15 protein-coding genes, 1 pseudogene and 1 CRISPR repeat array are annotated in these 26,033 nt (G+C 60.8%); of the genes and pseudogenes, 3 read left to right on the top strand and 13 right to left on the bottom strand.

Annotated features, from left to right (window positions below; all coding sequences use genetic code 11):
* Nucleotides 1-28: 28 nt before the first annotated feature.
* Together gabT and sake_RS12280 are read left to right on the top strand one after the other, a co-directional pair.
* Nucleotides 29-1,369 (top strand): 4-aminobutyrate--2-oxoglutarate transaminase, encoded by a 1,341-nt coding sequence (gene gabT / locus sake_RS12285; protein ID WP_129360230.1) that lies wholly within the window; start codon nt 29-31, stop codon nt 1,367-1,369.
* 92 nt (nt 1,370-1,461) lie between these two features.
* Nucleotides 1,462-2,931: an amino acid permease gene (locus sake_RS12280; protein ID WP_129360231.1), complete on the top strand. Its 1,470-nt coding sequence runs from the start codon at nt 1,462-1,464 to the stop codon at nt 2,929-2,931.
* Between the two features lie 110 nt (nt 2,932-3,041).
* On the opposite strand, the gene sake_RS12275 is transcribed toward sake_RS12280, so the two are convergent.
* The 4 genes from sake_RS12275 to sake_RS12260 form a co-directional block, all read right to left on the bottom strand.
* On the bottom strand, nt 3,042-3,869 hold the full coding sequence (locus sake_RS12275) for a hypothetical protein (protein ID WP_129360232.1): 828 nt from the start codon (nt 3,867-3,869) through the stop codon (nt 3,042-3,044).
* Nucleotides 3,870-3,955: 86 nt separating this feature from the next.
* Nucleotides 3,956-4,543: an arsenic metallochaperone ArsD family protein gene (locus sake_RS12270; RefSeq protein WP_243155696.1), complete on the bottom strand. Its 588-nt coding sequence runs from the start codon at nt 4,541-4,543 to the stop codon at nt 3,956-3,958.
* A 118-nt stretch (nt 4,544-4,661) separates the two neighbouring features.
* Nucleotides 4,662-6,476 carry a GDSL-type esterase/lipase family protein gene (locus sake_RS12265; protein ID WP_178946161.1) on the bottom strand — a complete coding sequence of 605 codons (1,815 nt, stop codon included), beginning with the start codon at nt 6,474-6,476 and terminating at the stop codon, nt 4,662-4,664.
* A gap of 177 nt (nt 6,477-6,653) precedes the next feature.
* Nucleotides 6,654-8,147, bottom strand: a complete 1,494-nt coding sequence (locus tag sake_RS12260; RefSeq protein ID WP_178946160.1) for a sodium:alanine symporter family protein — start codon at nt 8,145-8,147, stop codon at nt 6,654-6,656.
* A 320-nt stretch (nt 8,148-8,467) separates the two neighbouring features.
* Between sake_RS12260 and sake_RS12255 the strand changes: the two genes are divergently transcribed.
* Nucleotides 8,468-9,868: a GntP family permease gene (locus sake_RS12255; protein WP_178946159.1), complete on the top strand. Its 1,401-nt coding sequence runs from the start codon at nt 8,468-8,470 to the stop codon at nt 9,866-9,868.
* Nucleotides 9,869-10,229: 361 nt separating this feature from the next.
* Nucleotides 10,230-11,358: direct repeats of the CRISPR family, unit length 36 nt; unit sequence CCCTCAACGAAGGCCCCACCTAGAAGGTGAGGCGAC.
* Nucleotides 11,359-11,544: 186 nt separating this feature from the next.
* Here the strand turns inward: sake_RS12255 and cas2 are convergent.
* The 9 genes and pseudogenes from cas2 to sake_RS12210 all read right to left on the bottom strand — a co-directional run bounded on the left by cas2 (nt 11,545) and on the right by sake_RS12210 (nt 25,980).
* Nucleotides 11,545-11,847 (bottom strand): CRISPR-associated endonuclease Cas2, encoded by a 303-nt coding sequence (gene cas2 / locus sake_RS12250; RefSeq protein WP_178946158.1) that lies wholly within the window; start codon nt 11,845-11,847, stop codon nt 11,545-11,547.
* Nucleotides 11,844-13,364, bottom strand: a pseudogene (cas1, locus tag sake_RS13650) (CRISPR-associated endonuclease Cas1). Before cas1 ends, cas2 begins: the two are co-directional and overlap by 4 nt.
* Before the next feature lie 93 nt (nt 13,365-13,457).
* On the bottom strand, nt 13,458-14,549 hold the full coding sequence (locus sake_RS12240; protein WP_129360239.1) for a hypothetical protein: 1,092 nt from the start codon (nt 14,547-14,549) through the stop codon (nt 13,458-13,460).
* The gene (gene cas3u / locus sake_RS12235) at nt 14,546-17,443 is read right to left on the bottom strand and encodes a type I-U CRISPR-associated helicase/endonuclease Cas3 (protein ID WP_178946157.1); all 2,898 of its coding nucleotides are present in this window, start codon (nt 17,441-17,443) and stop codon (nt 14,546-14,548) included. Before cas3u ends, sake_RS12240 begins: the two co-directional genes overlap by 4 nt.
* Nucleotides 17,440-19,032 (bottom strand): type I-U CRISPR-associated protein Csb2, encoded by a 1,593-nt coding sequence (gene csb2 / locus sake_RS12230; RefSeq protein WP_178946156.1) that lies wholly within the window; start codon nt 19,030-19,032, stop codon nt 17,440-17,442. Before csb2 ends, cas3u begins: the two co-directional genes overlap by 4 nt.
* Before the next feature lie 8 nt (nt 19,033-19,040).
* On the bottom strand, nt 19,041-20,264 hold the full coding sequence (locus sake_RS12225; RefSeq protein ID WP_178946155.1) for a type I-U CRISPR-associated protein Cas7: 1,224 nt from the start codon (nt 20,262-20,264) through the stop codon (nt 19,041-19,043).
* 394 nt (nt 20,265-20,658) lie between these two features.
* A complete protein-coding gene (locus sake_RS12220; protein WP_129360243.1) occupies nt 20,659-21,363 on the bottom strand; it encodes a hypothetical protein in 705 nt (234 codons plus the stop codon).
* A complete protein-coding gene (gene lysX / locus sake_RS12215) occupies nt 21,360-24,785 on the bottom strand; it encodes a bifunctional lysylphosphatidylglycerol synthetase/lysine--tRNA ligase LysX (RefSeq protein ID WP_243155695.1) in 3,426 nt (1,141 codons plus the stop codon). Before lysX ends, sake_RS12220 begins: the two co-directional genes overlap by 4 nt.
* 19 nt (nt 24,786-24,804) lie before the next feature.
* Nucleotides 24,805-25,980, bottom strand: coding sequence for an esterase family protein (locus sake_RS12210; protein ID WP_129360244.1), 1,176 nt, complete (start codon nt 25,978-25,980; stop codon nt 24,805-24,807).
* Between the last annotated feature and the right edge of the window lie 53 nt (nt 25,981-26,033).

Below are 26,033 nucleotides of genomic sequence, written 5' to 3'. Positions count from 1 at the left end.
TCCCCCTCGCCAAAAGGATCATCCACTTATGACTGAAATCAGCTACCGGCTCCCGCAGGAAATTCGCCTCACGGGTGAATTCCCCGGACCCAAGTCCAAAGAACTTGCCGAGCGTCGCTCCAAGGTCGTCCCGGGCGGCGTGGCCTCTTCCGTCCCGGTGTACGCCGCGGATGCGGACGGGGGCGTGATCGTCGACGTCGACGGCAATTCGATTGTTGACCTCGGGTCGGGAATCGCGGTGACTTCCGTGGGTGCCTCGGCTCCCAAGGTTGTGAAAGCCGTACAGGACGCGGCCGAGCACTTCACTCACACCTGCTTCATGGTTACTCCTTACGAGGGATACGTGGCCGTTGCCGAGAAACTCGCCGAAGTAACCCCGGGCGATTTCGAGAAGCGCTCCGTGCTGTTCAACTCGGGTGCCGAGGCCGTTGAAAATGCGGTCAAGGTGGCTCGCGCTGCGACCGGCCGTAACGCCGTCGTCGTATTCGACCACGCGTATCACGGCCGGACCAACCTCACGATGGCGCTGACCGCCAAGGCCGCGCCGTACAAGCGCGGATTCGGTCCTTTTGCCTCCGAGGTGTACCGCGTGCCGATGAGCTACCCCTATCGCGAGCCTGCCGAGATCGACGGCAAGGAAGCCGCAGAACGCGCCATCTCACAGATCGAGAAGCAGATCGGCGGCCAGGATGTGGCCGCGATCCTAATCGAACCGATTCAGGGTGAAGGCGGGTTCATTGTTCCTGCCGAAGGATTCCTGCCGCGTTTGTCCGAGTGGGCTCGCGAAAACGGCGTTGTCTTCATCGCCGACGAGGTTCAGGCAGGCTTCTGCCGTACCGGCAAGTGGTTCGCCGTGGATCACGAGGGGGTTCAGCCCGACCTGATCACCCTGGCCAAAGGCATCGCCGGCGGTATGCCGCTCTCTGCCGTGACCGGTCGTGCAGACCTGCTCGACGCCGTCGGTCCCGGCGGTTTGGGCGGCACCTACGGCGGCAATCCGGTCGCTTGTGCCGCGGCTCTGGCCTCGATCGAAACCATGGAGGAGTGGAACCTCAACGAACGGGCCGTGGCCATTGAGAAGGCGATCCGCTCCGCGCTCGAACCGTTGGTCGATGAGCTCGACGTCGTGGGCGAGGTACGCGGTCGCGGTGCCATGATGGCCATCGAGTTCGTGGCGGACTCGGGTTCGAAGAAGCCCCACCCCTCCGCCGCGAAGGATGTCGCCGCATACTGTCTGGAGCGCGGCGTCGCCATCCTGACCTGCGGAACCTACGGCAACATCGTTCGTCTGCTCCCGTCGCTTTCCATCAGCGACGAGCTTCTCGACGAGGCGCTGGGGATCCTGGTCGAAGGTATTCGTTCGGTCTAGTCCCGAACCGTCACGTGCGAGCTCGGTGCTCGGTCCATGGTGAAATGGGCCGAGCACCGCTTGATGATCACTCGAAGAAAGCCAACCAAACCATGAGTCATTCACCCTACGACGACCGGGTTTCGCCTCAGACCTCCATGGGCTCGACGGTCCATCACGGCAAGACATCCCGCGGTTCGAACGGGCCCGACGCCGCACCCTCTCCGCGCAAACTGCGTTCTCGGCACGTCACCATGATCACCCTCGGAGGGATCATCGGCGCGAGCTTGTTCGTGGGGTCAGGAAACGTGATCCGGGCCGTCGGGCCCGCTTCCGTACTGTCCTACCTCATCGGCGGGCTCCTGGTGTTCTTGGCGATGAGGATGCTCGGGGAAATGGCCGCCGCCCGTCCTGCAATCGGTTCGTTCATGGAATATGCCCGAGAGGGGCTGGGCGATTGGGCGGCGTACCTGGTCGGCTGGTTGTACTGGTACTTCTGGGTGGGGGTTCTCGCCTACGAGTCAGTGCTCGGCGGCGAAACCCTTCATGGTTGGTTCCCTGCCGTACCTGCCTGGGCGGCCTCGTTCTTCCTGCTGGCGTTGTTCGTGGGAACCAACCTGATCTCAGTGCGAACCTTCGGTGAGGTCGAATTCTGGCTCGCGAGCATCAAAGTCATCGCGATAGTGGTGTTCCTCGGCGTCGGAGTGCTGTTCGCCTTCGGGCTGTGGCCGCACGCCGAGTTCTCCGTCGGCAATCTGTGGGAACACGGCGGTTTCGCACCCCATGGGTACGGAGCGGCTCTGACCGGCGTAGCCCTGGTGATTTTCTCCTACTTCGGCACCGAGATCGCTGTGATGGCGGCGGCCGAGTCCGAGGACCCGGCCAAGGGCATCCGCCAAGCAACCTCAACCGTGATTTGGCGCATCCTGCTGTTCTTTGTCGGTGCGGTGCTGGTAATCACCACAGTGATCCCGTGGAACGAGCTTCCTGTTCCGACCGACGTGACGCAGGCGCCGTTCACGATCGCGTTCGCCAAGTTCGGTGTTCCGGGCGCGGCCCTGGTGATGCAGCTGATCATCTTCACGGCCGTGCTCTCCGTACTGAACTCGGGCCTGTATTCCGCATCGCGAATGTTTGCGGCCCTCGCGGACCAAGGATTCGCCCCGAGAGCGATTACAGCGCGTTCCCGTCATGGCGTTCCGTACATGGCCCTTCTCGCTTCAACAGTGGGCGGGGTGGTGGCCACCATCGTGAATTTCGCAGCACCCGAATCGGGCGTCTTCGACTTCATCATGAATTCCGCTGGCCTTGTGGCGCTGTTCGTCTACGTGTTCATCGCCCTGACACAACTTAATCTGCGTCGGAAAATGACCCAGGAAGAACGGGACGGCCTGAAGCTTAAGGTGTGGCTGCATCCCGTGTTGAATTACGTGCTCTTCGCCGGCGTCGCCTTCGTCCTGATCGTCATGCTGACCACGGCCGACGGCCGGACTCAGGTGTGGACCAGCCTGATCGCGGTCATCATTCTGGTCCTGTTCTGGCCCGTGGTGAGTCGAGGACTCAAGCGGCGGCGCGCTGCCTAGCCCGAAAGGGCAGATCCGCGCTTGCTTCGGCGGCGTGGTGATTGCGCACCGCATTGTGCGATCAAGCGGTACGCAATCGCCGCGTCATGACTTTTCTGGAACCGTTCGGCCTATGAGCGACTCTTCGTTTCGGTTCCTTTGGACAAGCGCCACGCGTAGTACGCCGCCCAGCCTGCATTGAGGGCCAGGGGACCGACAGCTTTGGTCAACCTCGGAGCGATCGAATGCGAGATGCTCCCGAGCACGGCGACGCCGTTGGTGACGATCCCAATCCGCGTCATGCGGCTCGCGGCGGACCAGAACAGGAACTCGCCCATCGGGGCTTGCTGGATGCCCAAAGCGCTGGCGTGAACCTTGTACGGTAGATCTTCGACCGCGCCCGAAGCCAATGCCCGAGCGCCGTATTTTTTGACTTCGGCATTCGCGTGGTGAAGAGTCTCTGCGGAAACACCGGGGATGCGGAGCAACCGCTGAGCATTCTCGCGTTTTCCGGCCTCTTGAGCGATTCTGTACGTGCAGACCCCTCCCGCGAGAGAACCGGCAAGGGCGCCCCATGTGATGGCGCCGCCTCGGGCCGGATTCTTGAGGGCCACATTGGATGTCCACACTTCTGGGGAAACACACCACACCGTCGCATCCGCGAAACCCCAAACGAAAGCGATAGTCGAATCGCGGAGGAACCCACCCGCTTTCCGTGCCGGGCGGTTATCAGAATCATCGTGCCGGTGGGTATCAGTCGGGTGGTTGGTCCCTCGGCTCCGGCCTGCGGCGACGGCCGAACCGGGAGCAGCCCGACCCGCCCGATTCCGGCTGCCCTGCCGCACTGTTCCGCCTCGCTTGTGTTCGCGCGTCTGGGCCTGACGTTTCTTCTTCTCTTCGGGAGACAGCGAGAGCTGCCATTCCGGACGACGATTGTTCCTGCTCGGGAAGAACCTCATGGTCACTCCTTCAAGTCGATGTTTTGCCCCACACTACTTGGCTCACCTTGTCGGATCAGGGGCAGTACTTGTTCGACACCGACAGGTCAGTGGCCGCCGCACCCGCAGGATCCGCCGCAACAACCGCCTGAGGCCTGCTCATCACCGGTGGAATCCGCCGTGGTCGATGATGGTGGTACCCCCTCGCCAATGTCACCGCCCATGAGGTTGCGTCGGGCGCCCATATCGGGGCCGCCCCGAGGAGTTTCGGGAACCCCGGCCAAAACCGCAGCAAAACCCGCTGGGGCGGGCTTCTCCGAGGGCTGTCCGCTGCCGGGAACCTGACGGCCGCCTGGACCGCATGCGGCCGCGGCGGCACTGAAACGCGGGTCCTTGCGCTTGGGCTCCTGCGCCTTCGCGAACCTGCGCATCTGCTCGGACGTGGGATACATCCAGGAGGCCACGATCTGTGGTCCCAGAAGGGTGATGGGCAAGACCATGTCCCCGGAAGCCTCAAGCATGTCCGCCACGTGTTCGCATTCTTCGAAGGCCCATTCGTCTTCGCCGCGGACGTACACCGTGATGGGGTACCCCTGTTCCGCGAGTTCGGCCGCGGCGTCGAGGAACTCTTCGCGTTCGGTGTCCTCGGGGCCTCCAGCCGGGATGAAGACCTCGACCTCGGTCAGGTCCGACATGTTTTCCTCCATCTACGATTCGACCCCATCATTCCGTGCAAACAGGGTGAATGCCACCGCTGTTCGCACGGCGCCGATCTTTCGCGGTGGGGCGGACGGAGCCAATGAGCTCATGCATCTAACGGATCGCCTTCCGGAATTGTTCCGTGAAGGGATCGGCCATGTGATCATGACCGGCGTCCGTGAAATGGATATGGTCTGCCGAGAGCAACGGAGCACCCTGGTAGATGGTGGTCCACCCCTTCAAGGGGAGGAATCGGATCTTCTCGGACTCGGCGACTTGTTCGTAGACGCGGGAGAGTTCGTCCCTGCTCCTGTGCTCCGGAATGTCCTCGGTCACGACGCCGCTGAGGACGACCGTCGACCGGGGATACAGCTCCTTCAACTTGCGTATTGTCCGGGTGGCGTCACGTCTGACGCGCTCGTTGTCTCGCACGTAGACGTCGTTCCCGGAGCCTTGGAGGTAAATGACCTCCGGGTCCCCGAGGGGAAGAGTCCAATAATTGTCCAGGACCCCGCCGGAATAGCTCCCCGACGGTTGTTTTCGAGTGAAACCAATGCTCGGGTACGCGGTTTGGCTCGCCTCGACCGTGAACCCGGCCCTGGAAATGCCTTGCCGGATCCAGCTGTTGTCCGGAGCGACCTGGGAATCGCCGAATACCAGTGCGTCACCGGTTCCCAGGGTTCTGTCCACTCGGCGCACCAGGTCATGGTCGACGTCGAAGGCCAGTGCGTCGTGTTGGAATGCTGTTCGGCGAGTATCGCCGTCCCCGGAATGACTCTGCGGCAAACCGTGCGGGTTCGGATTGGCGGACCAGACGTCGAAGACCCGTTTGGACAGAGCGACCCCCCCGTAACGGTCCGAATACACCATGACCGCACCCTCGTACTGCTTCGAATAGGTGTCCAGAGCGCTCTTGGCCGCAGCCCCGAGCACGCGCCCGAGCCCGAGGGCGGAGGCATCGGCGTCCATGGTCTTGCTGATCCCGTCGGGCTGGACTTGCTCATAGGTCCGGAAAGTAACGGAGTCGTTCTCGTACTTCCGGGCGATACCACCCTGGAAATTCTGCTGGATCCCAAACGGGGTCGAGTGCTCGTCCGAGGTGGGATAACCCCACCGCCCTCCTGCCCCTCCATCCTCGTCCCAGGCTCGCTGGATGGTGCCCGAGGTAACGGTCCACGTGCCGGTTGCCGGGGAGGAATACGTCCGACCGCCTTGGAATTCCTGGTATCTACCCCCGTAGGGCAGGTTGTTGAACACCTCCGAGACAGGGAGCCCCAAAGAGCCGCCAGCGGCTCCCAACTCCGTCCACTTCTTGCCGATCGCCCCCGTGGTTTCGACGGCGTGCGCCCCGGTCGCGCTGCTCCACGCGACCGAGTAACGCTTGTCGTCCGCCTGGTTCCAAAAGGTCTGCGTTATCCCGGATTCGCCGGCCGGTTCTTCCGCAGAGACCGGAATCCCAAGCCGTCCTTCCGCGCCGTGCTCGCCGTCGTAGAAACCGCGAATGGCATCCGAGGTCAGGACCTGAACGCCATGGGAAGAAGACCACGCGATCTCCGCGTGGTCGAAGCTCTGGATGCAGGTCCCACGGTGTGAGCAGCGCTCCGGTCCACGGGGGTAGCCATACTGGCCCGCATGGGCCCCGTGCTGGTTGTAGAACTCAGAGATCTGTCCTTCCCGGACATGGGCCGCGCCGGCGGTGGGAGACCAATAGATGCGGCCATGGGCGAATTCTTGGAAGCATCCGCCCTCCGCCTGATCGCATTCTTGAGGTTTGAGCGGATGGCCGAGTTCCTTCTGCACGGACTCCGAGGAATGGTAGTAATCGCCGATCGCCCCTCGCAGATCCTGCCTCTGAGACGAGTACACGGTAAGAGCCAGTGCCGTGGAGAGAATGAGCGCCCCAGTTACGCGATTCAGTTTTCCGCCCAATGAGATGTTCTTTCGTGAAAGGAATAGGAGCGTGATTCCCTACCCATTATGGCGATCCTGCCCCGAGAACAAAGGCCGTAGCCACGGAGACGAAAGGGGCATGCCACCTGTCGGAAAGCAGAAAAACCTTCCGACAAGGGCATACCCCTTCGACGAATCGTGGATATTAAATATCCACTATTTTTTGGCGGGCTGGCGCATGGCCTCCCGATCGATCCAGAACTGACGGGTTGTGACCTCGTCTCCGCCGTCCCAGGTCTCCAATCCCGTAATCTCCGGCATATCCGATGCGTGGAAGATCGGTTCCTTGCCCGCCTTGCGCTGACGCTCATAGTGCTTCAGGACCTTCGAAGCCACACCCGCCAGCAGGAGGATGGCTATGAGGTTCAGCAACGCCATGACGGCCATGAAGACGTCCGCGAGCGACCAGACCAGGTCCAGAGCGGCAATGGTCCCGCCGAAGACGCACAAGAGCACGACGATCCGGTACACCTGCAAGACCCATTTCCGTTCGGTCAGGAATTGGATATTGGATTCGCCGTAGTAGTAGTTGCCGATCACGGAAGAGAAAGCGAACAGGAATATCGCTACGGTCAGGAAGTGGACGGCCCAACCGCCCAACTGGTCTGCCAAGGCCGTCTGCGTCAGTGATGCGCCCGCCGCTTCGTCTCCGAAAGTCGGTTTGGAAAGGAGCACGATGAACGCGGTGATCGAGCACACGAGGATCGTGTCGAAGTACACGCCCAAGGACTGCACGAATCCCTGCTTGGCAGGGTGGGAAACAGCTGCGGTGGCTCCGGCGTTCGGGGCCGAACCCATGCCGGCCTCGTTGGAGAACAACCCGCGGCGGACGCCCTGGACGATCACGCCCATGAGACTTCCCGTCGCGAATTCCCGGATGCCGAAGGCGCCCTCGATGATCTGCATGAAGACGGCGGGAATCTCGGTAATGTTCATGACCACCACGACCAGGCCGAGTCCCACATACATGACGGCCATGACCGGCACAATCACCTGGGTGAACGAGGAAATCGAACGCACACCACCGAAGATGATGACCGCGGTCAGCACGGCCAGGATCACGCCAAGAACGACTTTCAGGCCCATGCTCTCCGCAAGACCCGGAGCGAAGGAAGCGGTGGACTGGGAGATTGCGTCCACGATCGAATTCGACTGAACCGTGTTGAATACGAAGCCATAGGTCAAGCAAATGATGATCGCGAAGGCGACGCCCATCCAGCGGGCACGAAGTCCGCGTTGCATGTAATAGGCGGGGCCTCCGACGTAGGCATCCTTGCCGGGATGCTTATAGAGCTGGGCGAGCAACGACTCGACGAACGCGCTGGCCGCGCCGACTGAGGCGATGACCCACATCCAGAAGACGGCTCCCGGCCCGCCGATGCTGATCGCCAGGGCGACACCGGCAATATTGGCCGTTCCGACTCGCGAAGCCGCTGAGATCGTGAAAGCGCGGAACGAGGAGATCTGTGTTCGGCCTTCGGAGTCCTTACCACTGGGTTCCCCCAGGATCCTGAACATCTCAGGGATCGACCGGAACTGTACCCCGCGTGTGCGGATCGTCAGGTACAGACCTATGCCGATCAGGACAATGAACATGCCCTGCCAAATAAAGTCGCCAACGTTGGTGACGAGGTCGGTCAATGCGTCCATGGTGAATACTTTCGAGTGATGAGGTGCGGTTACGGTTGATGGCTCTTGCGGCCCTAACGGTTGATCCGAGAAACCTCGAACCCGAGGGCATGCAAGCTGTCGCATGCGCCGTCGATCGCTTGGTGCGCCGTTTTCATATAGCTTGTCATGACTGCAAGTTACCTGACCATTTGACCCGCGCCTTGACGGACAGCGGGATCCGCAGAAGGTAGTTTCGTGTTCACGCCAGTCGGCCGGTATTTTCCATCGACTGCAGACAAATTGAGGTTGATCGTTCGAAGCTGGATCCACCTCCGAAACACGACGGAAGGTATGCACCCATGAACGTCGACGGATGGTCGCAAACCCTTGGTGCCGGCCCGTTATTGCTTATCGCGTTGGGGGCAGTTGTTGTTCTTCTCCTCCTCATCATCGGACTCAAGGTCCACGCTTTCCCCGCTCTGATTCTGGTCAGCCTGTTGACAGCGGCAGCAGCAGGAATACCTATGGGGAGCATCGTCGACGTGGTGACCCAAGGGTTCGGAACCACCTTGGGGACCGTGGCTCTTCTGGTCGGTTTGGGTGCGATGCTGGGCGCATTGCTCGAATCGTCGGGTGGTTCGCGTTCCTTGGCCCACCGCTTGGTTCACGTTTTCGGGGAGAAACGAGCGCCGTTGGCCCTTGGCATCGCCTCGTTGCTGTTCGGATTCCCAATATTCTTCGATGCGGGTCTCGTGGTCATGCTCCCGGTGGTATTTTCGGTGGCGCGTTGGGTCGGTGGATCGATGCTCCTGTACGGTATCCCGGCGGTAGGCGCGTTCTCCGTGATGCATGTTTTTGTCCCGCCCCATCCAGGACCGGTTACGGCGTCCTCGTTTTTCCACGCGGATTTGGGGGTCCTTCTGCTCGTTGGTCTCGTCGTCGCGATCCCGACCTGGTATTTGTCCGCGTATCTTTTCGGGAAGTTCGTTGGAAAACGCGTGGATCTGCCCGTTCCCCAGACCATGGGCGTTGCGGAAAGCCGAGACGTCGAGGAGCCGCCGCACTGGATGGCCGTCGTCGGAATACTTTTGCTCCCGATGATTCTGATCTTCGCCAATACGGGTCTTTCGGCGTTGTCCGACGCCGGAGTGCTCGGTGAAGGAGTCTCAGACCAGCCTTGGTACGAATTCGTGGTCATGCTGGGGGAGACGCCCGTCGCGCTCCTGGTGACGCTCATGGTTGCATTGGTCGTTTTCGGGTGGAGGAAAGGTTTGCGGAAGAAGCAGGCCCAGGATCTCCTGGAAGGGGCCCTGCCCAAGGTGTGTTCGGTCATCCTGATCACCGGTGCCGGCGGAATGTTCGGCGGTGTTCTGCAAGCCAGCGGGATCGGCGACGCCCTGGCCTCGTCCTTGTCCGGGCTCGGTATCCCATTGATTTTGGCTGGGTTCATCATTTCGGCGACACTACGAGTTGTCCAGGGGTCCGCGACGGTAGCCCTGACGACCACCGCTGGGCTGATCTCCTCGGGTGTTGCGGCAGCCGGGTACAACGAATTCCAGCTGGCCCCCATGGTCGTGGCCGTTGCGGCGGGTTCCGTGGTTCTGTCCCATTTCAACGATTCCGGTTTCTGGCTCGTCGGGAATCTGCTCGACATGGACGAAATCACTACGCTCAAGGTCTGGACCGTGATGGAGACGTTGATAGGCGTCGTCGGTTTCGTCTTGGCCCTGGGGGTCTTCGGGCTGGGAAGCCTGGGGTGACGGGGCGCTTTTATGGTGGTCACCTTTTAGGCGACTACTCTGCGGGACTCAACCAAGACCCGCGCCGGGGAGAGCGGGAGTCAGATACGGAGGTGACAGGCTCATGGGCCATACACCTGAGCACAGGACTGGAGGGAAGCAAAAAGCCCGACCCTGGTGCGGACCCTGATCGGCATCGCATCAGTGATTCGGGCTCTTGCTGACCTGTTACGTGTCCTATGCGGGTGCTAGTTCCGTTAGTAACCACGGATTCACCGGACAACAACCGGGTGGGCCCGGCCCATCTCTAACACCACCACTCTCAGGCCGCACAGGCCGGCAGGCAACGGGGCTATAGACTGGCGCAGGACGGACTCCCGATCCTTTAACGAAGGCCCCACCTAGAAGGTGAGGCGATCGGTTATGGAACTTGCTAAGAACGTCAGTCCAGTGTGCCCTCAACGAAGGCCCCACCTAGAAGGTGAGGCGACTTATTGTTCATCCCAGCCGAACCGTAACCCTCAGCACCCTCAATGAAGGCCCCACCTAGAAGGTGAGGCGACGGGTACTAGAAAGGAAGGAGGTGGTTATGGCTCTCACGCCCTCAACGAAGGCCCCACCTAGAAGGTGAGGCGACACAGGAACTCGAAGCAGAGCCGGCCCGACGACCTCCCTCAACGAAGGCCCCACCTAGAAGGTGAGGCGACTTAGCCAACGCGAGCCGCGCCCCGATCTCATCCCGCCCTCAACGAAGGCCCCACCTAGAAGGTGAGGCGACCGGAATACGCGGCGCTATGCCCATCATGCGCACGGGACCCTCAACGAAGGCCCCACCTAGAAGGTGAGGCGACGCTTCACAGGGTCAGCAGTGGGGCAGTGGTCAGGGAAGCCCTCAACGAAGGCCCCACCTAGAAGGTGAGGCGACCTGGGGTGCCGGACACCCACAGCCGGGTCTCTTCCGGCCCTCAACGAAGGCCCCACCTAGAAGGTGAGGCGACCTCCGACCGCTTTTCGAACGAACTTCCTTCATTCCGGTTCCCTCAACGAAGGCCCCACCTAGAAGGTGAGGCGACCAATGTCCGCCCGGCATCCTGGACAGTGACCTGAACATCCCCCTCAACGAAGGCCCCACCTAGAAGGTGAGGCGACCAACAGGCGGGCAACAACCGCAGCGGGGTAATCCCCCTCAACGAAGGCCCCACCTAGAAGGTGAGGCGACCCGGGGCGATCAACTACATCACGCGACTGACGGTCCGCCCTCAACGAAGGCCCCACCTAGAAGGTGAGGCGACATTATGTTCTGACTCATGAGCAGTGGGCGGCGATCCCTCAACGAAGGCCCCACCTAGAAGGTGAGGCGACACGTCCCGGCAGATCGCGATGCGATCAGGCGCGATCCACCCTCAACGAAGGCCCCACCTAGAAGGTGAGGCGACCGCCGCCGCCAGGGCGTAGTAGACAGAGCTCGAGCAGTCCCCTCAACGAAGGCCCCACCTAGAAGGTGAGGCGACAGCAGGCTTTATTACTATACAGCCATATGGGCATACGCGTCGGTATGCGAGGGCTCGGTGTAATTGACAGTGTAGAAGAGCACGATTCCGGGTGAGTCTTTTGAAACTAGCGTGTGACTAGTAGTTTTCTTCGCGACGGCTCGCCGAAGATCTCGCATCAATGAAGCCCTCGCACGATGGGGTGGGTCAATATATCATCAGCGAGTCATCTCGGTCCTCCCTTTCAATGCCGAGATATTGAAAGGTCTGGTCAGACAGTTTTTTGACAAGACCAAGATCACATACCAATACGGAGTCTTCAGACGAATTGATCATCTCAAGAATCCCCGACTTGAGGCGTGTCATCGCGGCTGGGGATATGTCGAAGAGAAATACGCTGTATTGGACCCGATCACCATAATGGCCCAGCTCAGTTGCGACTCGAGCTCGCCTCTTATTACTTGGAATATCGTAGGTAACCAGGAAACGCCTAGCATCATCTCGGCTCATCGAGTAACTATCCCCCGATAGGACTGTTGTGTCCCATCTATAACACCCAATACCAACCGCGCTTGAATCTCTATAGCCCGTCGCCACGAGACGGAATATCCGAATATCGGATGGCGGAACTCGGTGGAAATCCTCTGTTCCACAGCCCTTATGATTGCCCTTCGTCCTTGGTCTGTCAGCCTGGCTGACCCCAACGCCGAGTTGAAGGACTCCTGCCTTAACTCTCCATTATTGAAGGCTCGGAACACCGCGGAATCAGCTACAGGGGCGCGAAATTCCTCCATGAGGTCTAGCGCCAATGCTGGCTTGTTTCTGCCTCCACTATGGAGAAAACCAGCATGAGGATCGAGGCCACAAGCCGCTATAGCTCGGATCGCTTCCGCGGCGAGCATGCCATAGGCATAATTGAGCGCGACGTTGACCGGATCCACAGCGCCTCGACCGACTCTGCCTGTAAAACCCGCCGCTAACCACGGTTTATCCTTGAACTGAAGCAGTTTAGGGAGTTGCTGGAAATACAGCGTGGCAGCTTTGCCCTCCACGCCCATGATCTGGCTGACCGAGCATGCCTTAGACACGACGGTCTGGAGTGACCGCAGTGATGTAATGACCTCTTTTGCAGTACCGTATCTTCTGGCTAGAGTCGCTTGGTTCGCGATCTTAGCGAGAACAAATTCTCGTGCTAGTGGAAGGTTCCCTTCAACGCTGGAAACGTGTTGCTGGGCGCGTGCGCCTCCATTAGGCATTGATGCAGGTTGAGACCACCCCATCACTCGTCCAGTCCCTGTGCACCAGACTATTGAACGGCCCCGCCACATGAACTATCGGATTAAAGCACCGGATAAGTCGACATTTCCATGCACCACGATAGCTTGCACTTTTTCTATCGGCAGAGAGGCGAGTTGATCATCGAATTTGTTGATAATGACTCGCCCCTTGGACACGGAAGCACGAGAGCCTTGGGTGGTGGCGTGTAATACGTTTCCATCCGGGTTGGCCACCTGTATTTGGTGGGGGATTTCTTCGAGCTTTCGCTCTTCAGGTAGACACACCACGGCATGCGAACAGCCTTGACATCGAGGGTCGTCCTCCAAGGGCGCAGGGGCCACGGGGGAATCTACCGTTTCACGAGTAGCTTTGACCGCTTCGTAAGCTTGGGCTTCATCCCTACCATCAAGGTCAATCAAGACCCTTCGTTTATGGCCGGTGAAGTACACACCCTGAGCAATTACGGGCACGCCCGCTTCCCGGAGGGCAACGCGTTGAAGAGTCAGCTGGATCCTGTGGGCAGGTGTTATTTCTGGGATTTTGCGAACAGGCGTGGCTTTGTACTCGAGAAGTGTTACTCCCGTTTCCGGATCGCCCTCCGCCAGGTCAATCCGGCCATGAATACCCCATTCTTCTGATCGAACATCCACAGCACGGAACGTAGCACTACCACTCTGACCAAGGATCGTGAGTTCGTCGATGCTCAAAATTTCCTTGTTCAATTTGTGCTGACTGACGGCTTTTCTCATCAGCGGCTTCCAGCCAAGCTCTCCTAGGACAGAATTGATGGTGCGTCACCCAGCCAATTGGTATAGATTCTTGCTGCGAATCAACTCTGTGGCTCACATCAGTACCTCCGATCCATGAAGCGCCCTTCTTTCAGGGGCGCTGGGGTTATCGGAACGAGAGATAGCGAAAGACACAGCCGCTGAGACCCGTTGTGCGCGTAATTGTGCGCGTGCTTCTTCGACGGCCACGGGTTCGGTATCAGTACGGTCCAGTATGTAGGTCAGCGGCCTGCTGCGTTGGATACGGGCCCAGGCCGAGGGCGAGACCAGCCCGTCCGGCACGGCTAGAACAAGAGTTTCGGTTTTGGTTGCCATGTACCGTCCTCGGATTCTGCCTGCGTACGGAGACGGTTCGGGGGCAGCTAGGCCTTTCCCTCCTGGTGTCGACCGCTGGGTCTGGTGGACCGGTTGCATCGCGGTCAGAGCCCAGAACGCACACCAGGCTAGGGCGCTATCGCAGGGGCCGGGCTGGGCCAAGCCGGTTGCGGTCCGGGAGTCGGGTTTGTTTCGGCCGAGAACGTCATTGCATGTCTGGCCGGTGAGTCCGGTCAAGATCATGGCCGGTTCCCAGCCAGCAACTTCCTTGGCCAAGGGCAGGAACCGGTTTGCCAGAAACTCTTCACCGCGGTTGCGGGTCTTCATCTCCCATGGAGAGGCCCCCAGATCCGGTCTCAGGCCCTTGGCTTCGGAAAGCCACCAGGATCTCGCCCCGAGGCTTCGGACCATATCCTGTTCCAGAGGGCTGAGCTCGGATACTTCTCGGGCCCGTTGGTCCTCCAAGGCCTGCCACCATTGCGCGGATTTGCCGGTGAGGTCTTTCGTCTCGGGCAACCCGGTCCTGGGAGTCAACAGACTCACAGCGTGGTCACCTTTTTTGTCTGTCCAGTTGGCTTGAGCGGCCCAGTGCTGGCTGGAGGAGACCATCAACGCCAGATCACGAATGACTGCTCCGGCCTCTTCGGGGCTGCTCCCCTCAACTTCGATGACGGCTTGCGGGTTCACCACTGCCCCGGGGTTGTCAGGGTCTATCCATCCGGCCCGAACACGCGACGGGCCCAGGTCATTGGCCAAGATGGAGGCCGCGCCCCAGAGGGCGCAGTGAGACAGTAGCGTGTGGTAGTCGCCTCCGATAGTTATGGCGCTCATCGTCCCTCCTGGGAGATAGTGACGTCAGCGGCTCGGAGTAGGGCCTCCAAGTAGGCCAAACCCCACGGGCCGAGGTCTTGATTCAACGGGGCGGCCAGGTCATCCCAGAGTCCTTCTGCGAACAGCTGCCGTGCCGCGGTTTTGACATCGCTGCGGGCATTTCCGACGATCGCTTCCGGCACACTGAGGGGGAACCCGCTTCGTCCTTCGCCGTGGTGCGTGCCCACCAACCAGGCGGTTAGTTCACGTGTGCCTGCCCGCTGAGGCAAAATCTCTGAACCGTCGGCAGAGTCAGCCCAATACATGGCAGTTGAATACATCTCGTGTCGCCACCCGGTCACGGCAGGTGTCACCGTCTTGCTGGGCTGGGCCACCAGGCCCAGACTTTTGGCGTAGACGCTCTTTTCCTGTGCATCTTTGATCTCTCGGATCCGGTTCTCGGACCATCCCGTGGTTGGGTTGGTTCCGTTTGCTCGGAGCATGGCCTGGAACGCTTCGGAGACCTTGCCGGAGTCGTGGTGAAGGCCGGCCTCGGCGAGAGCTTCGACCAGACCGGTCGCCAAGCTCAGCTTGTGGCCCAGCGCCCTGGCCCGATCCGCGACATCGGCCTGGTGGGTCTCCAGCAGTACCGGCTGGGCGTTGGGGGAGACCTCGACCTGCACACCCTGTCCTTCAGGATCGCGGCGTCTACAAACCACCCAGGCAGGCTCCCCGCCAGTCATGGCGGTAGCCGGCCCGACGGCGACATCGTAGACAACGTGATCCGTATTCAACCGGGCCGTGGGCAACAGCGTGGCATCGATGGTGCCGTCTTCTGCCACCGCCTCATCGTGCGCTGCCCTGCACACACGCGTGCCTTCCGTCGTGTCTTTCCGCTCGGAGCCATCGTGGTGGAAAACGATCACGCCGGTCGATGCATCGGTGGAAAAGTCACCGATGGGCCGTTGACCCTCCGCAGCAAGGACGACACCTGGTTCATCAGCTGTGCCCTCCCCAGCGCTGTCCATGCCGATGGTGCACGGAAGGTTCGCGTCCAGGACCACTAAATCACCGGCCCGCAACGGGAGGCTGCTGATCGGCTGCGCATGGGGAAGTACGCTCTCGGCGTTTTGGAGGAGAAACCAGTCACCGTCACGGCGCACCCACGCCTGATAGTTCTCCAAGACGTGCTTGTTCTGAAGGATACGGCGTAGTCCCACGGGTGTGGTCGGATAGGCTTCGGAGTCGTCGAAGACCAGGTGGGGCAACAGCTGGTAGGTCGCATCCACGACCTCCGCCTGGGCTTCCTCCGCCTGCTGATCGGTAACGGACTCCGGCGCCGCCAAACTGGGAAGGCGCCGGCCGATGACGCGAATTTCCGGGCTATCTTGGTCCAAGCTGTCCCTGAGCCAGAAAGAAAGGTCAGGATCGGCCACCAGCGTTTCACTGGTGCGAGCCAACAGGCGCACATCGGAGGCATCCAGATGCGAAAACACCGGCCGTTCAGGTGCCGCCGAAGGTGCCCCGGCAAGCTTGAGAGCTCCGGGACTGATCCCGTCACCGGCGGCACGTTGGAGGACCCAATCCCTCGCATCATGAAGATCCGTCGCGAGATATGGCAGCGCCGCGCCGGAAGAGATTGGATCGGTTCTTTCCGGACCGACGACGATGACCCGGGCACTAGGGCGTGTTCCGCTGCGATTGACCCGACCAGCCCGTTGGACTAAGGCCGAGCCCGTAGCCAAGTCGGTGACCATGCCCGCGAAATCTATATCCACACCGACCTCAATGGTCTGGGTGGCAACCACGAGATCGACGCCGGCAAAGTCCAGGGAGCCCGTGGCACCGAAACGCATGGGCCCGACGACGAGACGGGTGCTCAACCCGGCCTTGGCCGCGGCCTCCTGAACGGCCACGGCCGTAGCGACTCTGTTGACCACCACACCCACCAGGCCCGTCGAATCCGCACGGATCTCCTTTACTGATTCCATGAGCGACCGAATATGTTCGGCGCGGGCCTTGCGAGAGGTGCCATTCCACGCGGTGATGCCGCGGTACTCGACTTGTTTCGGCGTGGTGAGGATGCCGGAAAGGTGAGGTTCCAAATGATCCCAGTCCAAGCAGACGGCATTCTCGTCTTGCCCTTGCCCTGGGTCGTGGGTTGCGGTGGCGGCACAGACCTGAAGGCCAGGAATCGTCTCGGAGACGGGGCTCCAGCGGGCCGTCATGGAACTGATGCGCCGGAACGTATCTACCAGTTGTCTGCTCAGATGGGCCTCATCAATGACAGCCACATGGTCATAACCCAACAGTCCAGCAGCACGGGAACGGGCACGACGGGAGACTCCGTAGCCGCGGAAAAGCAACCGGGAACCCAACATGTCCGGGGTCGCGCACAAGACCTGCACGGCAGCCGGGTAATTGGTCCAATCGTCCCGGGCCGACCCGAACCGGCCCGTGGCGGCCACTGCGGCTGTACCGCCGCGCAACAGGTGCACGCGCAAGGGAAGACGAGATGACTCGGGGTAGCCTTCTGGGGTTGAGCGGCGGATCAGCAGTTCGCGCACCTCGGCCAGGATCCCGGTCGCCTCCTCGGAGAGAACTCCCGCCAGGACGGTGGCACGGTCTAATTGCTGATCCACAATCGCCCGGCGTGGGACCACAGTACTGATGCGGCGGGGCACCCGCGGGCCGGGGACGTCGTCTTCAAATCGTTGCTGGTCAACGGCATTGGCGAAGACGTGAATGTCGATGACAGCGCTCTTGCCACCACCGGTGGGAACATCGAGGACCTCGGGCCAGCGGCCGGTTTCCAGTATCGACTCCAGCATCTGTTGTTGCCAACGGTAGGGATGGATCTGATCCCCGTAGACGGCCGCGAAGAACTCTGGGAATCGGTCAGCGGTCAACTTCATTGTGCGTCCTTTTCCCCGCCAGGGGCAGTATCGTTCGGAATCAACAGGCCACCACCGAAATGACGTGATTGCCCCACGGCCACGACCATCTGAGTGGAAACCAGCTCGTTGGCGCGGATACCCGCGGTATACGCCCGCACCGGTAATTTCCCATTGGTCTTGTGCACCAGCTCATTGGGCCGCTTCGTCACGTATTGATCGGTACGCAGGGAGGGTGTAGTGGCGGGGTCTTCGCCGATCATCGCCTGAACAACCGCACGGATCCTCTCGGCCGGTGTTCTGCTTGAATCCAGGCCGTCGACCATTCCTTTGAAAACGTTGGTCAAGCTCCACAACAGGGTCACGTCAAAATCGGTGAAATCGCCCATGGACTTCGTTTTGCGCTCGGCTACAGCCGGGCTCTGCGTGACCCATTCGCGGATGAACCCCTCGCGCGGGGCTTTCCAGAAACTGGCCCCATCGAGCAGACTATCCGTCCTTTCATCTCGGTCGATAACAAGGACACCGGCGTCACGGGTGTAGATGCGATTCATCTTCTCCGCGGTACGCAATACCAGCTGGAGGTCGTTTCCATCCACACCGCGGGGAATCATGATCGCCAGGTGCGCTTTCTGTCGGTTGCCCGAGACCAGCCTGATCTCGTCCTGATCGAGTAAATGGAAAGCCAGTCCGTTGGCCCTACCGCGGGCCATGTTCCCGCGTCCGGTGATTAGCCCGGAAGGGTCTGCATCGCCCAACAGGCGGGTCAGCGTCTGGTGCGCCGCGACCATCAGTTTCCGCCGCTTCGCAGGGGTCGGATTCTTTCCCCGAATCTGCACGGGAATCAGCAGAATCCTGGCCCATGGTGCGTCCTGGATCTTCTCGCCTATTGGAGAGTACACCGCGTTGCGGATCCCGTCCCGCGGAGTGGCCGGAGGCGACGTCGGTGCTGTGAGTGCGTGTTTCTCCGGCTTGAACGCCTTCTTGCCGTATGGATGTAACCCGTCGTGCCAGGCGTCCAGGATACGACGCCGACCCAGATCAACGGTTTGGAGTACTTCCCCGATCAGAATGTCAGTTCTGCTCGGAGCCTCGACCCGACGATGGGTGGGTGCGACATCGCGAACGACGTGGAGAAAGACGGGACTGTCGGTTTCACCCAAATATCCAACATCGGCGCACAAACTCTCTAGGGCCTCAGCAACATCGGCGGGGATCGAATCCCACGCCCAGCTGACGGAAGAACGTAGCGCGAAACCATCGGAGAGGGGCTTTCCCCGGATTTTCTTCCTAATTGCCTTGGTGCTCGGGTCTTTTTCGAAGTAGCCCTCGTTCCGGTAGACCACCCGCTCAGTGGTCGCCACGGGCAAGACCTCAGGAACAGAAAGATACTGCGGCGGATTCGCCTCAAACCAATCCAACGCAGCCAAGCAGCTGTCTGAGGGAACCAATCGTTCGGGATAGTCAGGCGACCGGGTAGCGGTGGAACCGGTGTAGGCGGCATGGACCAGAGCAGAGTAGAGCCTGGGCTGTTCAGGCAAAGGCTCGGCCGATCCACTGGGACCATGCCCGCGATAGACCCCAAAAGGGAATTCAGCGGTGATAGCCACAGCCATTCTTAGGCCTCTTCCGGCTCATCGGAGACAGCAGAAGCCTTAATGCTTGGATCACCCACAACCTCAAGGACCTCACCGTTCCACTCGACCCCGGCAACAGTCTTCAAATTCTCCAAGGCCTCTTCCAACAGAGCGACGGCGTCCTCAACCTCAATGGGCGCCAAATCCTTTGTCTGTCCATGACGCTGATCCAAGCTCACTTTCGGAGCCGCGGCTTCGAGCAGATCGCAATTGGCACGCAAAACCAACTCCTCCGCGGACAGCGCCGAGGCCACTAGGCCATAGGCGGCCAGTACAGCGCGATGGGCCGCATCGGACTCGGCGTTGCCTCCGAAGCGGAGCTGGCGCAGGGCAGCGAAGCTCAGGACACGGCTACGAATGATCCTGGAACAAGCCACCCCACCGAGGTTCTGATCCACCCCCGGGGGGATATTGCCCAGACCCAGCGCCGCCAGGGAAACAGGCTTGCCCTTGGCCTTCTTGATCTCATCCTGGAGCTTGGCAATGTTCTTCTCGGACAACTCGGCCTTTTGAGTCTCCAAGATCCTTTCCAAAGTCTTGCCGTCCATCTTGACGCTGGGGGAAACGACATCGACCCGTCCTGCGCCACGAGTCGGCGATTCCCGCCCTGTCTCGGTCTGATCAGCAGTCACACCGATTATTTCTCCGGTGAAGACTGTACGGAACCGTGCCTGATTGGCTTTCCGTGTTGCGTCCCACCCCCCGTACACAGCCATAGTCGGTGCTGTGCTGAAGACAGCCGAGGCATCAGCCAGAGAAGAGTCGCGGAGCGCCTTGTACCTCTCGTGATGGGTCGCTGGCTGCCCGTCGATCTGGCCTGCTCGAATGTGGCCGTCGAAGCCGCGTCCGGGGAGATCAAGGTCAGTAAAAGATTCTTCTCCGTACGACACTCGGATAGTCGGGACCCGTGACAGAACCTGATAAGCCGGGGAACTCTCATCGGTGCGGGCTTGGAGAACGGCGGTTTCGTCCCGGTTGCTGACACTCTGTTTCTGATCCACCACGACGACGATCATCGGTTGCCCGCTGATGTATCTCGTTTCGAACGCGAAGGTGGCATTTCCTCGACCGTCTACATACTTGGGCGGAGCGACCGTCGCATGTTCACCTCCGGCCGGTTTCAACTCAGTCACGATGGTCAGGGCGCCTGGGCCTCCGGGCTTGCACCCGTCGTAGAGCTCGGTGAAGGAAAACTTTGCGGGCATGAGGATCTCCAATCGAGGACATGGTCGGTCTGAACGGTCCGCGCCATCCACAGTTCGGTGACGTGAACCACCCTTAAGGTATGACAGGTGGGGTAAATTTGCAATATCTGAAATCCTGCACCTAATTGCACTACCAAGTACTCGATTTATCCCTTCAGTCTCCGATTGCGAGCACGTAAGCTAGGTAGAGGCGGAGCGGCCTTCGTTGAGGCTTGGTAGCGCAGTTAGGCCAATGAACCCGTTCATCCAGCTGCTCCGCCGCCATCCGGCCTCGTGGGCCGCGGTCCTCATGCACGCGCGGAAGCACAGGCGTGGGGCCCAGGGAGGCGAACTGATGCCTACGGTGAAAGGTCACCCCAATGCCAAGGCCGAGGGGAGCGAGGTTGCACCGTGCCTAGCCGATCAGGAAATGCCCCAGAACGAAGAAGCGGGCGGAATCGATCAAGAGCAACAGGCTCGCGGATGCGATTCCGATGGGGACCGCGATCCGAACCCACCTGCGCAATGAGCCCCACGCGCGCCCGATGACGCTGGAGACCCGTCGATGTTTGTTGAACAAAACGGCGACGCACAGAATGAACAGTGGAACCTGGGAAATGATCGCCCACATGATGAAGGCCGGGACCACCGCCCACAGTGGTTGGTGGGATGACAGCCCGATGGTGATGACGAAGGGCATGTCCGCGGTCACGAGGGCGACGAATCCAACAGCGACGAGCATCAGCCCGGCCCTACTGCGTGCCTTCTCCTCTTGCGGCGGGTCCGAGCGATGTGCCCACCGGTAACCCGCGAAGCACAGGCCCAGAACCGCGACGGCCAGTTCGATGCCGGCGGCCCATCCGCCAGCACGCAACAGGCCATGCCAGGGGACCCCAGCCAACCGTTCTCCGAGCAGCCGGGACAAACCGATGCCCCAGGCTGCGGTCCCACCGATGAGGAGCAACCCGAACCACAGGACATCGCGCCGAACCGTCCGGATGGCTTGAGGGGTCCCGCTGGGACGTGCGGCCATGAAGACGGCGGCGATCAAGGCCGGCGCCGGATCGAATCCCCCGATCCCCAGGCCGGCTGCGGCCGCCGTGAACTGAAACGGGCTCATTCGACCGAAGCGGAGTCGGGCCCGCTGACGCTTCGAGGAGCCGATTTGAGGCGCGGCGTCGCTCCTGGACGGACAAACGGGAATGCCAGCACTCCGCGGATCGGTGCGCCCGTGAGCATCATGATGAGCCGGTCGATGCCGATCCCCAGCCCACCCGTGGGCGGCAAACCGGTTTCGAGCGCGTCGAGGAAATCCTCGTCGATCTGCATGGCTTCCATGTCGCCCGCGGCCGCCTTGAGGGACTGCTCGGTCAACCGACGCCGTTGCTCGATCGCATCGGCCATCTCGGAGTATGCGGTTCCCATCTCGGTACCGTTGATTACGAGATCCCACCGTTCGGCCAAACGCGGATCCGCTCTGTGCGGCCCCGCGAGCGGTGACGTCTCGACCGGGAAGTCCTTGTAGAACGTCGGCCGGGAGGTCTTGGCCTCCACGAGCTCGCCGTAAAGTTCCTCGATGACCGCTCCGGGACCCATGTCGTCCCTCACGTGAATCTCGTGTTCGCGGGCCAGACCCATCAGGATTTCGAAGTCGGTGTCCAAAGTAATGGGTTGACCGACCGCCTCCGAGAGGGCGTCGCAGACACTGACGACGGGCCAAGCACCGGAGACATCCGTCAGCACAGTACTCTGACGAGGATCCTTGGGATCGTCGCCGAGCCGAAGCGGCAAGGACTCCTTCCCGAAGACTTCCCGAGCGGCGTCCTTGAGGATCCGTTCGGTCAACTCGCGCATTACGTTGTAGTCGGCGTACGGCTGATAGGCCTCGAGGACTGTGAATTCGGGGTTGTGCGTGGAGTCAGCGCCTTCGTTGCGGAAATCTCGCCCCAACTCGTAGACAGGTCCCATGTCGCCGACGACGAGTCGCTTGAGATACAGCTCGGGAGCGATGCGCAGCGTCAGGTCCACTCCATATGCGTTGATGAAGGTTTTGAACGGGCGCGCGCTGGCCCCACCGTGGATCGTGTTGAGCATCGGAGTTTCGACCTCGAGGAATCCCTGGTCATCAAGGGTTCGACGGATCGCGCGGATCGTGGTGGATCGGATCCGCAAGCGCTTCGATTCCTCGGGATTGACGATGAGGTCCATTGATCGACGTCGCAGACGAGCCTCGGGATCGGTGAAGGAATCGAATGGGATTGGGTGCAAGCACTTGGAAATGACCTCCCAGGTTTCCACGATGAGCGAAGGTGTGCCGTTGCGCGAGGCGCCCGTGCGCCCGCGGAGAAGCACGTAGTCTCCCGAGTCGATCCAACGCACTCGTTTTCGCATGTCGGGACCGCACACGGACTCGTCGAGCACCGCCTGGACCACGGTGCCGTGTTCGTAGAGGTCCAGGAAAGTGACTTTTCCGTGGCGTCTCATCGACCGGACCCGGCCGTTGACGGACACGGCAGGGGAGGACGTCGTTCCGTCGGTGTGAGTGCGGCCGGCCTGAAGGGAGGGTTCCTGCACGCCCGCATTCGTGAGACGAGAAGCGAACTCGCTGACGGTGATGCCTTCACCCGTTCCTTTGGGATAAGGCTCGTAGCCGGCCTCACGCATCTGCTCGAGGTGTTTGATGCGGTGCCTCGTTTGATCGGACCATTTCGGTGTGAGATCGTCCGCGCCGACGCGCCGGCGCTCGATCTCCGTCAGGCGCTCCAGCTCATTCCGGCCAAGACTTCCTTCCCGTGCGGGCTTGCCGCCCAGCCACGCCGGCAGGAAGCCCTCCGCGATGCCGCACGCCACGCCAACGTTGGGAATGGATACATAGGAATCGACGCAGATGTACCGCGGGACCCATGTGGGCCCGAATTTCTGGTTGAACTTGTAGAGCCGTTCGAGTTGCAGGAATCGATCGAGTACTCCCAGAACTGAAGAACCGAATCGGGTCAGCGGGTTGGCGCCGAGTTCTTCCGCTCGTGCGAAGGTCTCGCGAAACATCGCAAAGTTCAGCGAAACCCTGGCGATGCCCAGCGACTCGGCTTCTTCCATCATCTTGACGATCATGAATTCGGTTGTACCGTTGGGCGCCTCGGGGGACCGCCGCATGACATCCAAGGACAGGCCATTGGCCCCCCATGGAACGAAAGACAATAGCCCGACCGGTCGGCCTTCTGGCGTCTCGGCAACCATGAACATCGTCCGAGAATCCGCCGGGTCCCCCAGACGATTGAGCGCCATCGAGAAACCGCGTTCGACCTTGCCGTGTCGCCACTCGTCCGCCAGAGCAACCAACTGGTCCAACTGGTCCTGGGTGAACTCGCTCTGCCTCTTGATCCTGTAGGAGAGCCCTTCGTTTACGAGGCGTTGCACACTGTGGCGGACCTCGGTCAGAGAGGTGTTGTTCAGCGAGAACCGGTCCGGATAGAGAATTGCCTCGTCGCCCATTCCCAGCACAGACAGGCCGGCTCGGGTGTACGCCCGTGCCCCGTCTCGGCTGGCGCTGATCACAGCGGGAATCCAACCGTATTCACGGGCCTCGGACTTCCATTTGAGGATCGCACCCTCCCAGGAAGCCCTCTCGCCCACGGGATCGCCCGAAGCAAGGGAGACGGATCCGAAGACCCGGTACGTTACGGCCGCACGACCGTCGGAGGAGAAGACAGTGGACTTCTCACGGCGACTCGCGAAATAGGACAACGAGTCCTGATGACCGTGCTCGTGGAGCAATTCGCGCAGATGGAGTTCGCGTTCGCCGGTCCACGAGTGCACGGGGCGGGCCGATCGCAGAAAGACCCAGATCGCCACGATCGCGCTCAGGCCGTAAATCGTCGAGACGGCCTGGATGTGCCAGCGATGCACGTTGGGCAGATGCGACATGACGGCTGGCGACGTCACTCCGGTCGCGCGGAGGAGTAATGCCCCGAGATCGCCCCACGAATGGAACGGAAGGAATGCCCAAGCGGCCAGGACCGCGAGCAGGAAACCGGCCACGAGGACGAGCATCGCGGCTCCGTACGAAGCCCCGCGAATGCGGGCAGGAAACTCCCGGCGAGCTCGGAAGAGCAGGATAAGGAAAACGACTCCGACGACGCCGCCGACATAGTCCCAGACCGGGTGCAGCAACGGATTGTTTGCAACGATTTGCGGCGGGACGTCGGAGGCCGGGTACGTGAGCGCCGTCAGGGCTCCGAGGGCAACGCCCGTGAGCTGGAAGAACATCGCAGCCCAGAGCCCAGCTCGTTTGCGCCGCAGAAGGGCCCAGAAGGTGACAGCGGCGACCACCAGGGTGATCAGGCTGCGCTCGGCCGGGATATTCAGGATCCCGAAGACGAATTCGACGAAACCGTGCCGAGAGGGCCGCGTGATGAGCAGGGCGACATTCACGAGCGTCGCGAGAGCATAAGCCCACGTCATGAACGCCGCGATTCGCCGCCCCGGCTGGGATCCTGGGAGGTGCCGGGTGGCTTTTCGGCTAGCTCTGGTCTGGGTCTTCATGGATAGTTTCCCCTTGGTTTCAGGTCAGTGGGGCGAAAAACGGGCTGGTGCGTCCGAGCCAATTCAGGCCTTTGGTCATACCCGGCACCCAGACCTCTTGGCGGTGCCCTCCGGATTTGATGGAATCCAAGGTCAGGGACGTGGGGCCGCCAACTTTGCCTTTGAAGTCGTTCACCGAAGGCCAGGAGAGCGTGTCGTCTTGGCTCGAGAAATAGTAAAGATTCGTGTCGGGGCGCTTCTCTGCGGCCAATTTCTGCAGGTCGTACCGTGGGTCGTTGTGAGAATTCCACTGTTGATTGGCCGAATAGAGCGGTTCGAAGTACCCGGCCTGGATCATTGACGACGAGAAGAGATCCGGATGCCGCATGCTCAGCATCGCCGAACACCAGCCGCCGGCGCTGTAACCCGTCAAGGCCCAAGCGCGGGGATCGTCCGAAACTCGGAAATTCTGCTTGACCCACGGAACGACGTCCTGCGTGATGAAGGTTTCAACCTTGGGCGTGGTTCCGCCGGATTGGGACTGCGTGCCATCCACGCATTCGCTGTCGTAGTCGCCGGGATAGACCGCTGGAACCACGAAGATGGATTCGCGAAGTTTGCCGCGGCTCACGGCGTCTTCGATCAGGTGGCCGTAGTCGATGGATTTCGAATAGGTCTCGGGTGAACCCGGAAAACCGCTGAAGCCCATGATCACCGGGTAGAAGCGTTCCGGATTCTCAAAATACGACGCGGGCAACCAAGCCATGACGTCGTAGCTCTGTCCGCTGACCTGACCCGGCAATTTCACGGAAAAGTACGTGCTGCTCGATGAGCCGTTTTTGATCTTGCGTTGGAAGGCGGGGTTTGCGGCGGGGTCTTTCTGCTTATCCGAAGCTTGTCCGGAAATGGGCAAGGCGTGAACCGTTTTTGCCGCTTTCTGCCCGAAAGTCTGTCTGGGGCTCGCGGCGGCCGTGTCCGTTCCATTGAAGACGTCGTCCCACGAGGTGTACCAATTGTTCTCTTTGTTGAGCCAGGCGGTGGCCGTGGTCAGAACCAGGGCAGAAACCACGACGAACGCAACGGCCTGTGCCACATATTTGGCGGGGCCGGGAGCCGATAGCCTCGGCAGCAGGAGCACACCCAGCACGAAAACGATGATGGTCACTGCGAGGATTCCGAATAAGAATCCCCACCCGGTGACGTCAAAAAAACCCATACTTGCCTTTCAACAAGGGATGTTCCACACGGATGCGGTGTGGACAGTCTACT

Source organism: Kocuria sp. TGY1127_2, assembly GCF_013394385.1.
Lineage (GTDB): Bacteria > Actinomycetota > Actinomycetes > Actinomycetales > Micrococcaceae > Rothia.
Note: the sequence above shows the minus strand (reverse complement) of the source record. Positions and strands in the feature narration are given on the sequence as shown.

Coding starts and splice junctions, on each gene's coding strand:
- gabT (WP_129360230.1), top strand. CDS start 29: ATGACTGAAATCAGCTACCGGCTCCCGCAGGAAATTCGCCTCACGGGT.
- sake_RS12210 (WP_129360244.1), bottom strand. CDS start 25,980: ATGGGTTTTTTTGACGTCACCGGGTGGGGATTCTTATTCGGAATCCTC.
- sake_RS12260 (WP_178946160.1), bottom strand. CDS start 8,147: ATGGACGCATTGACCGACCTCGTCACCAACGTTGGCGACTTTATTTGG.
- sake_RS12240 (WP_129360239.1), bottom strand. CDS start 14,549: ATGAGCGCCATAACTATCGGAGGCGACTACCACACGCTACTGTCTCAC.
- lysX (WP_243155695.1), bottom strand. CDS start 24,785: ATGAAGACCCAGACCAGAGCTAGCCGAAAAGCCACCCGGCACCTCCCA.
- sake_RS12280 (WP_129360231.1), top strand. CDS start 1,462: ATGAGTCATTCACCCTACGACGACCGGGTTTCGCCTCAGACCTCCATG.
- sake_RS12225 (WP_178946155.1), bottom strand. CDS start 20,264: ATGCCCGCAAAGTTTTCCTTCACCGAGCTCTACGACGGGTGCAAGCCC.
- cas3u (WP_178946157.1), bottom strand. CDS start 17,443: ATGAAGTTGACCGCTGACCGATTCCCAGAGTTCTTCGCGGCCGTCTAC.
- sake_RS12220 (WP_129360243.1), bottom strand. CDS start 21,363: ATGAGCCCGTTTCAGTTCACGGCGGCCGCAGCCGGCCTGGGGATCGGG.
- sake_RS12275 (WP_129360232.1), bottom strand. CDS start 3,869: ATGAGGTTCTTCCCGAGCAGGAACAATCGTCGTCCGGAATGGCAGCTC.
- cas2 (WP_178946158.1), bottom strand. CDS start 11,847: ATGAGCCGAGATGATGCTAGGCGTTTCCTGGTTACCTACGATATTCCA.
- sake_RS12255 (WP_178946159.1), top strand. CDS start 8,468: ATGAACGTCGACGGATGGTCGCAAACCCTTGGTGCCGGCCCGTTATTG.
- sake_RS12270 (WP_243155696.1), bottom strand. CDS start 4,543: ATGTCGGACCTGACCGAGGTCGAGGTCTTCATCCCGGCTGGAGGCCCC.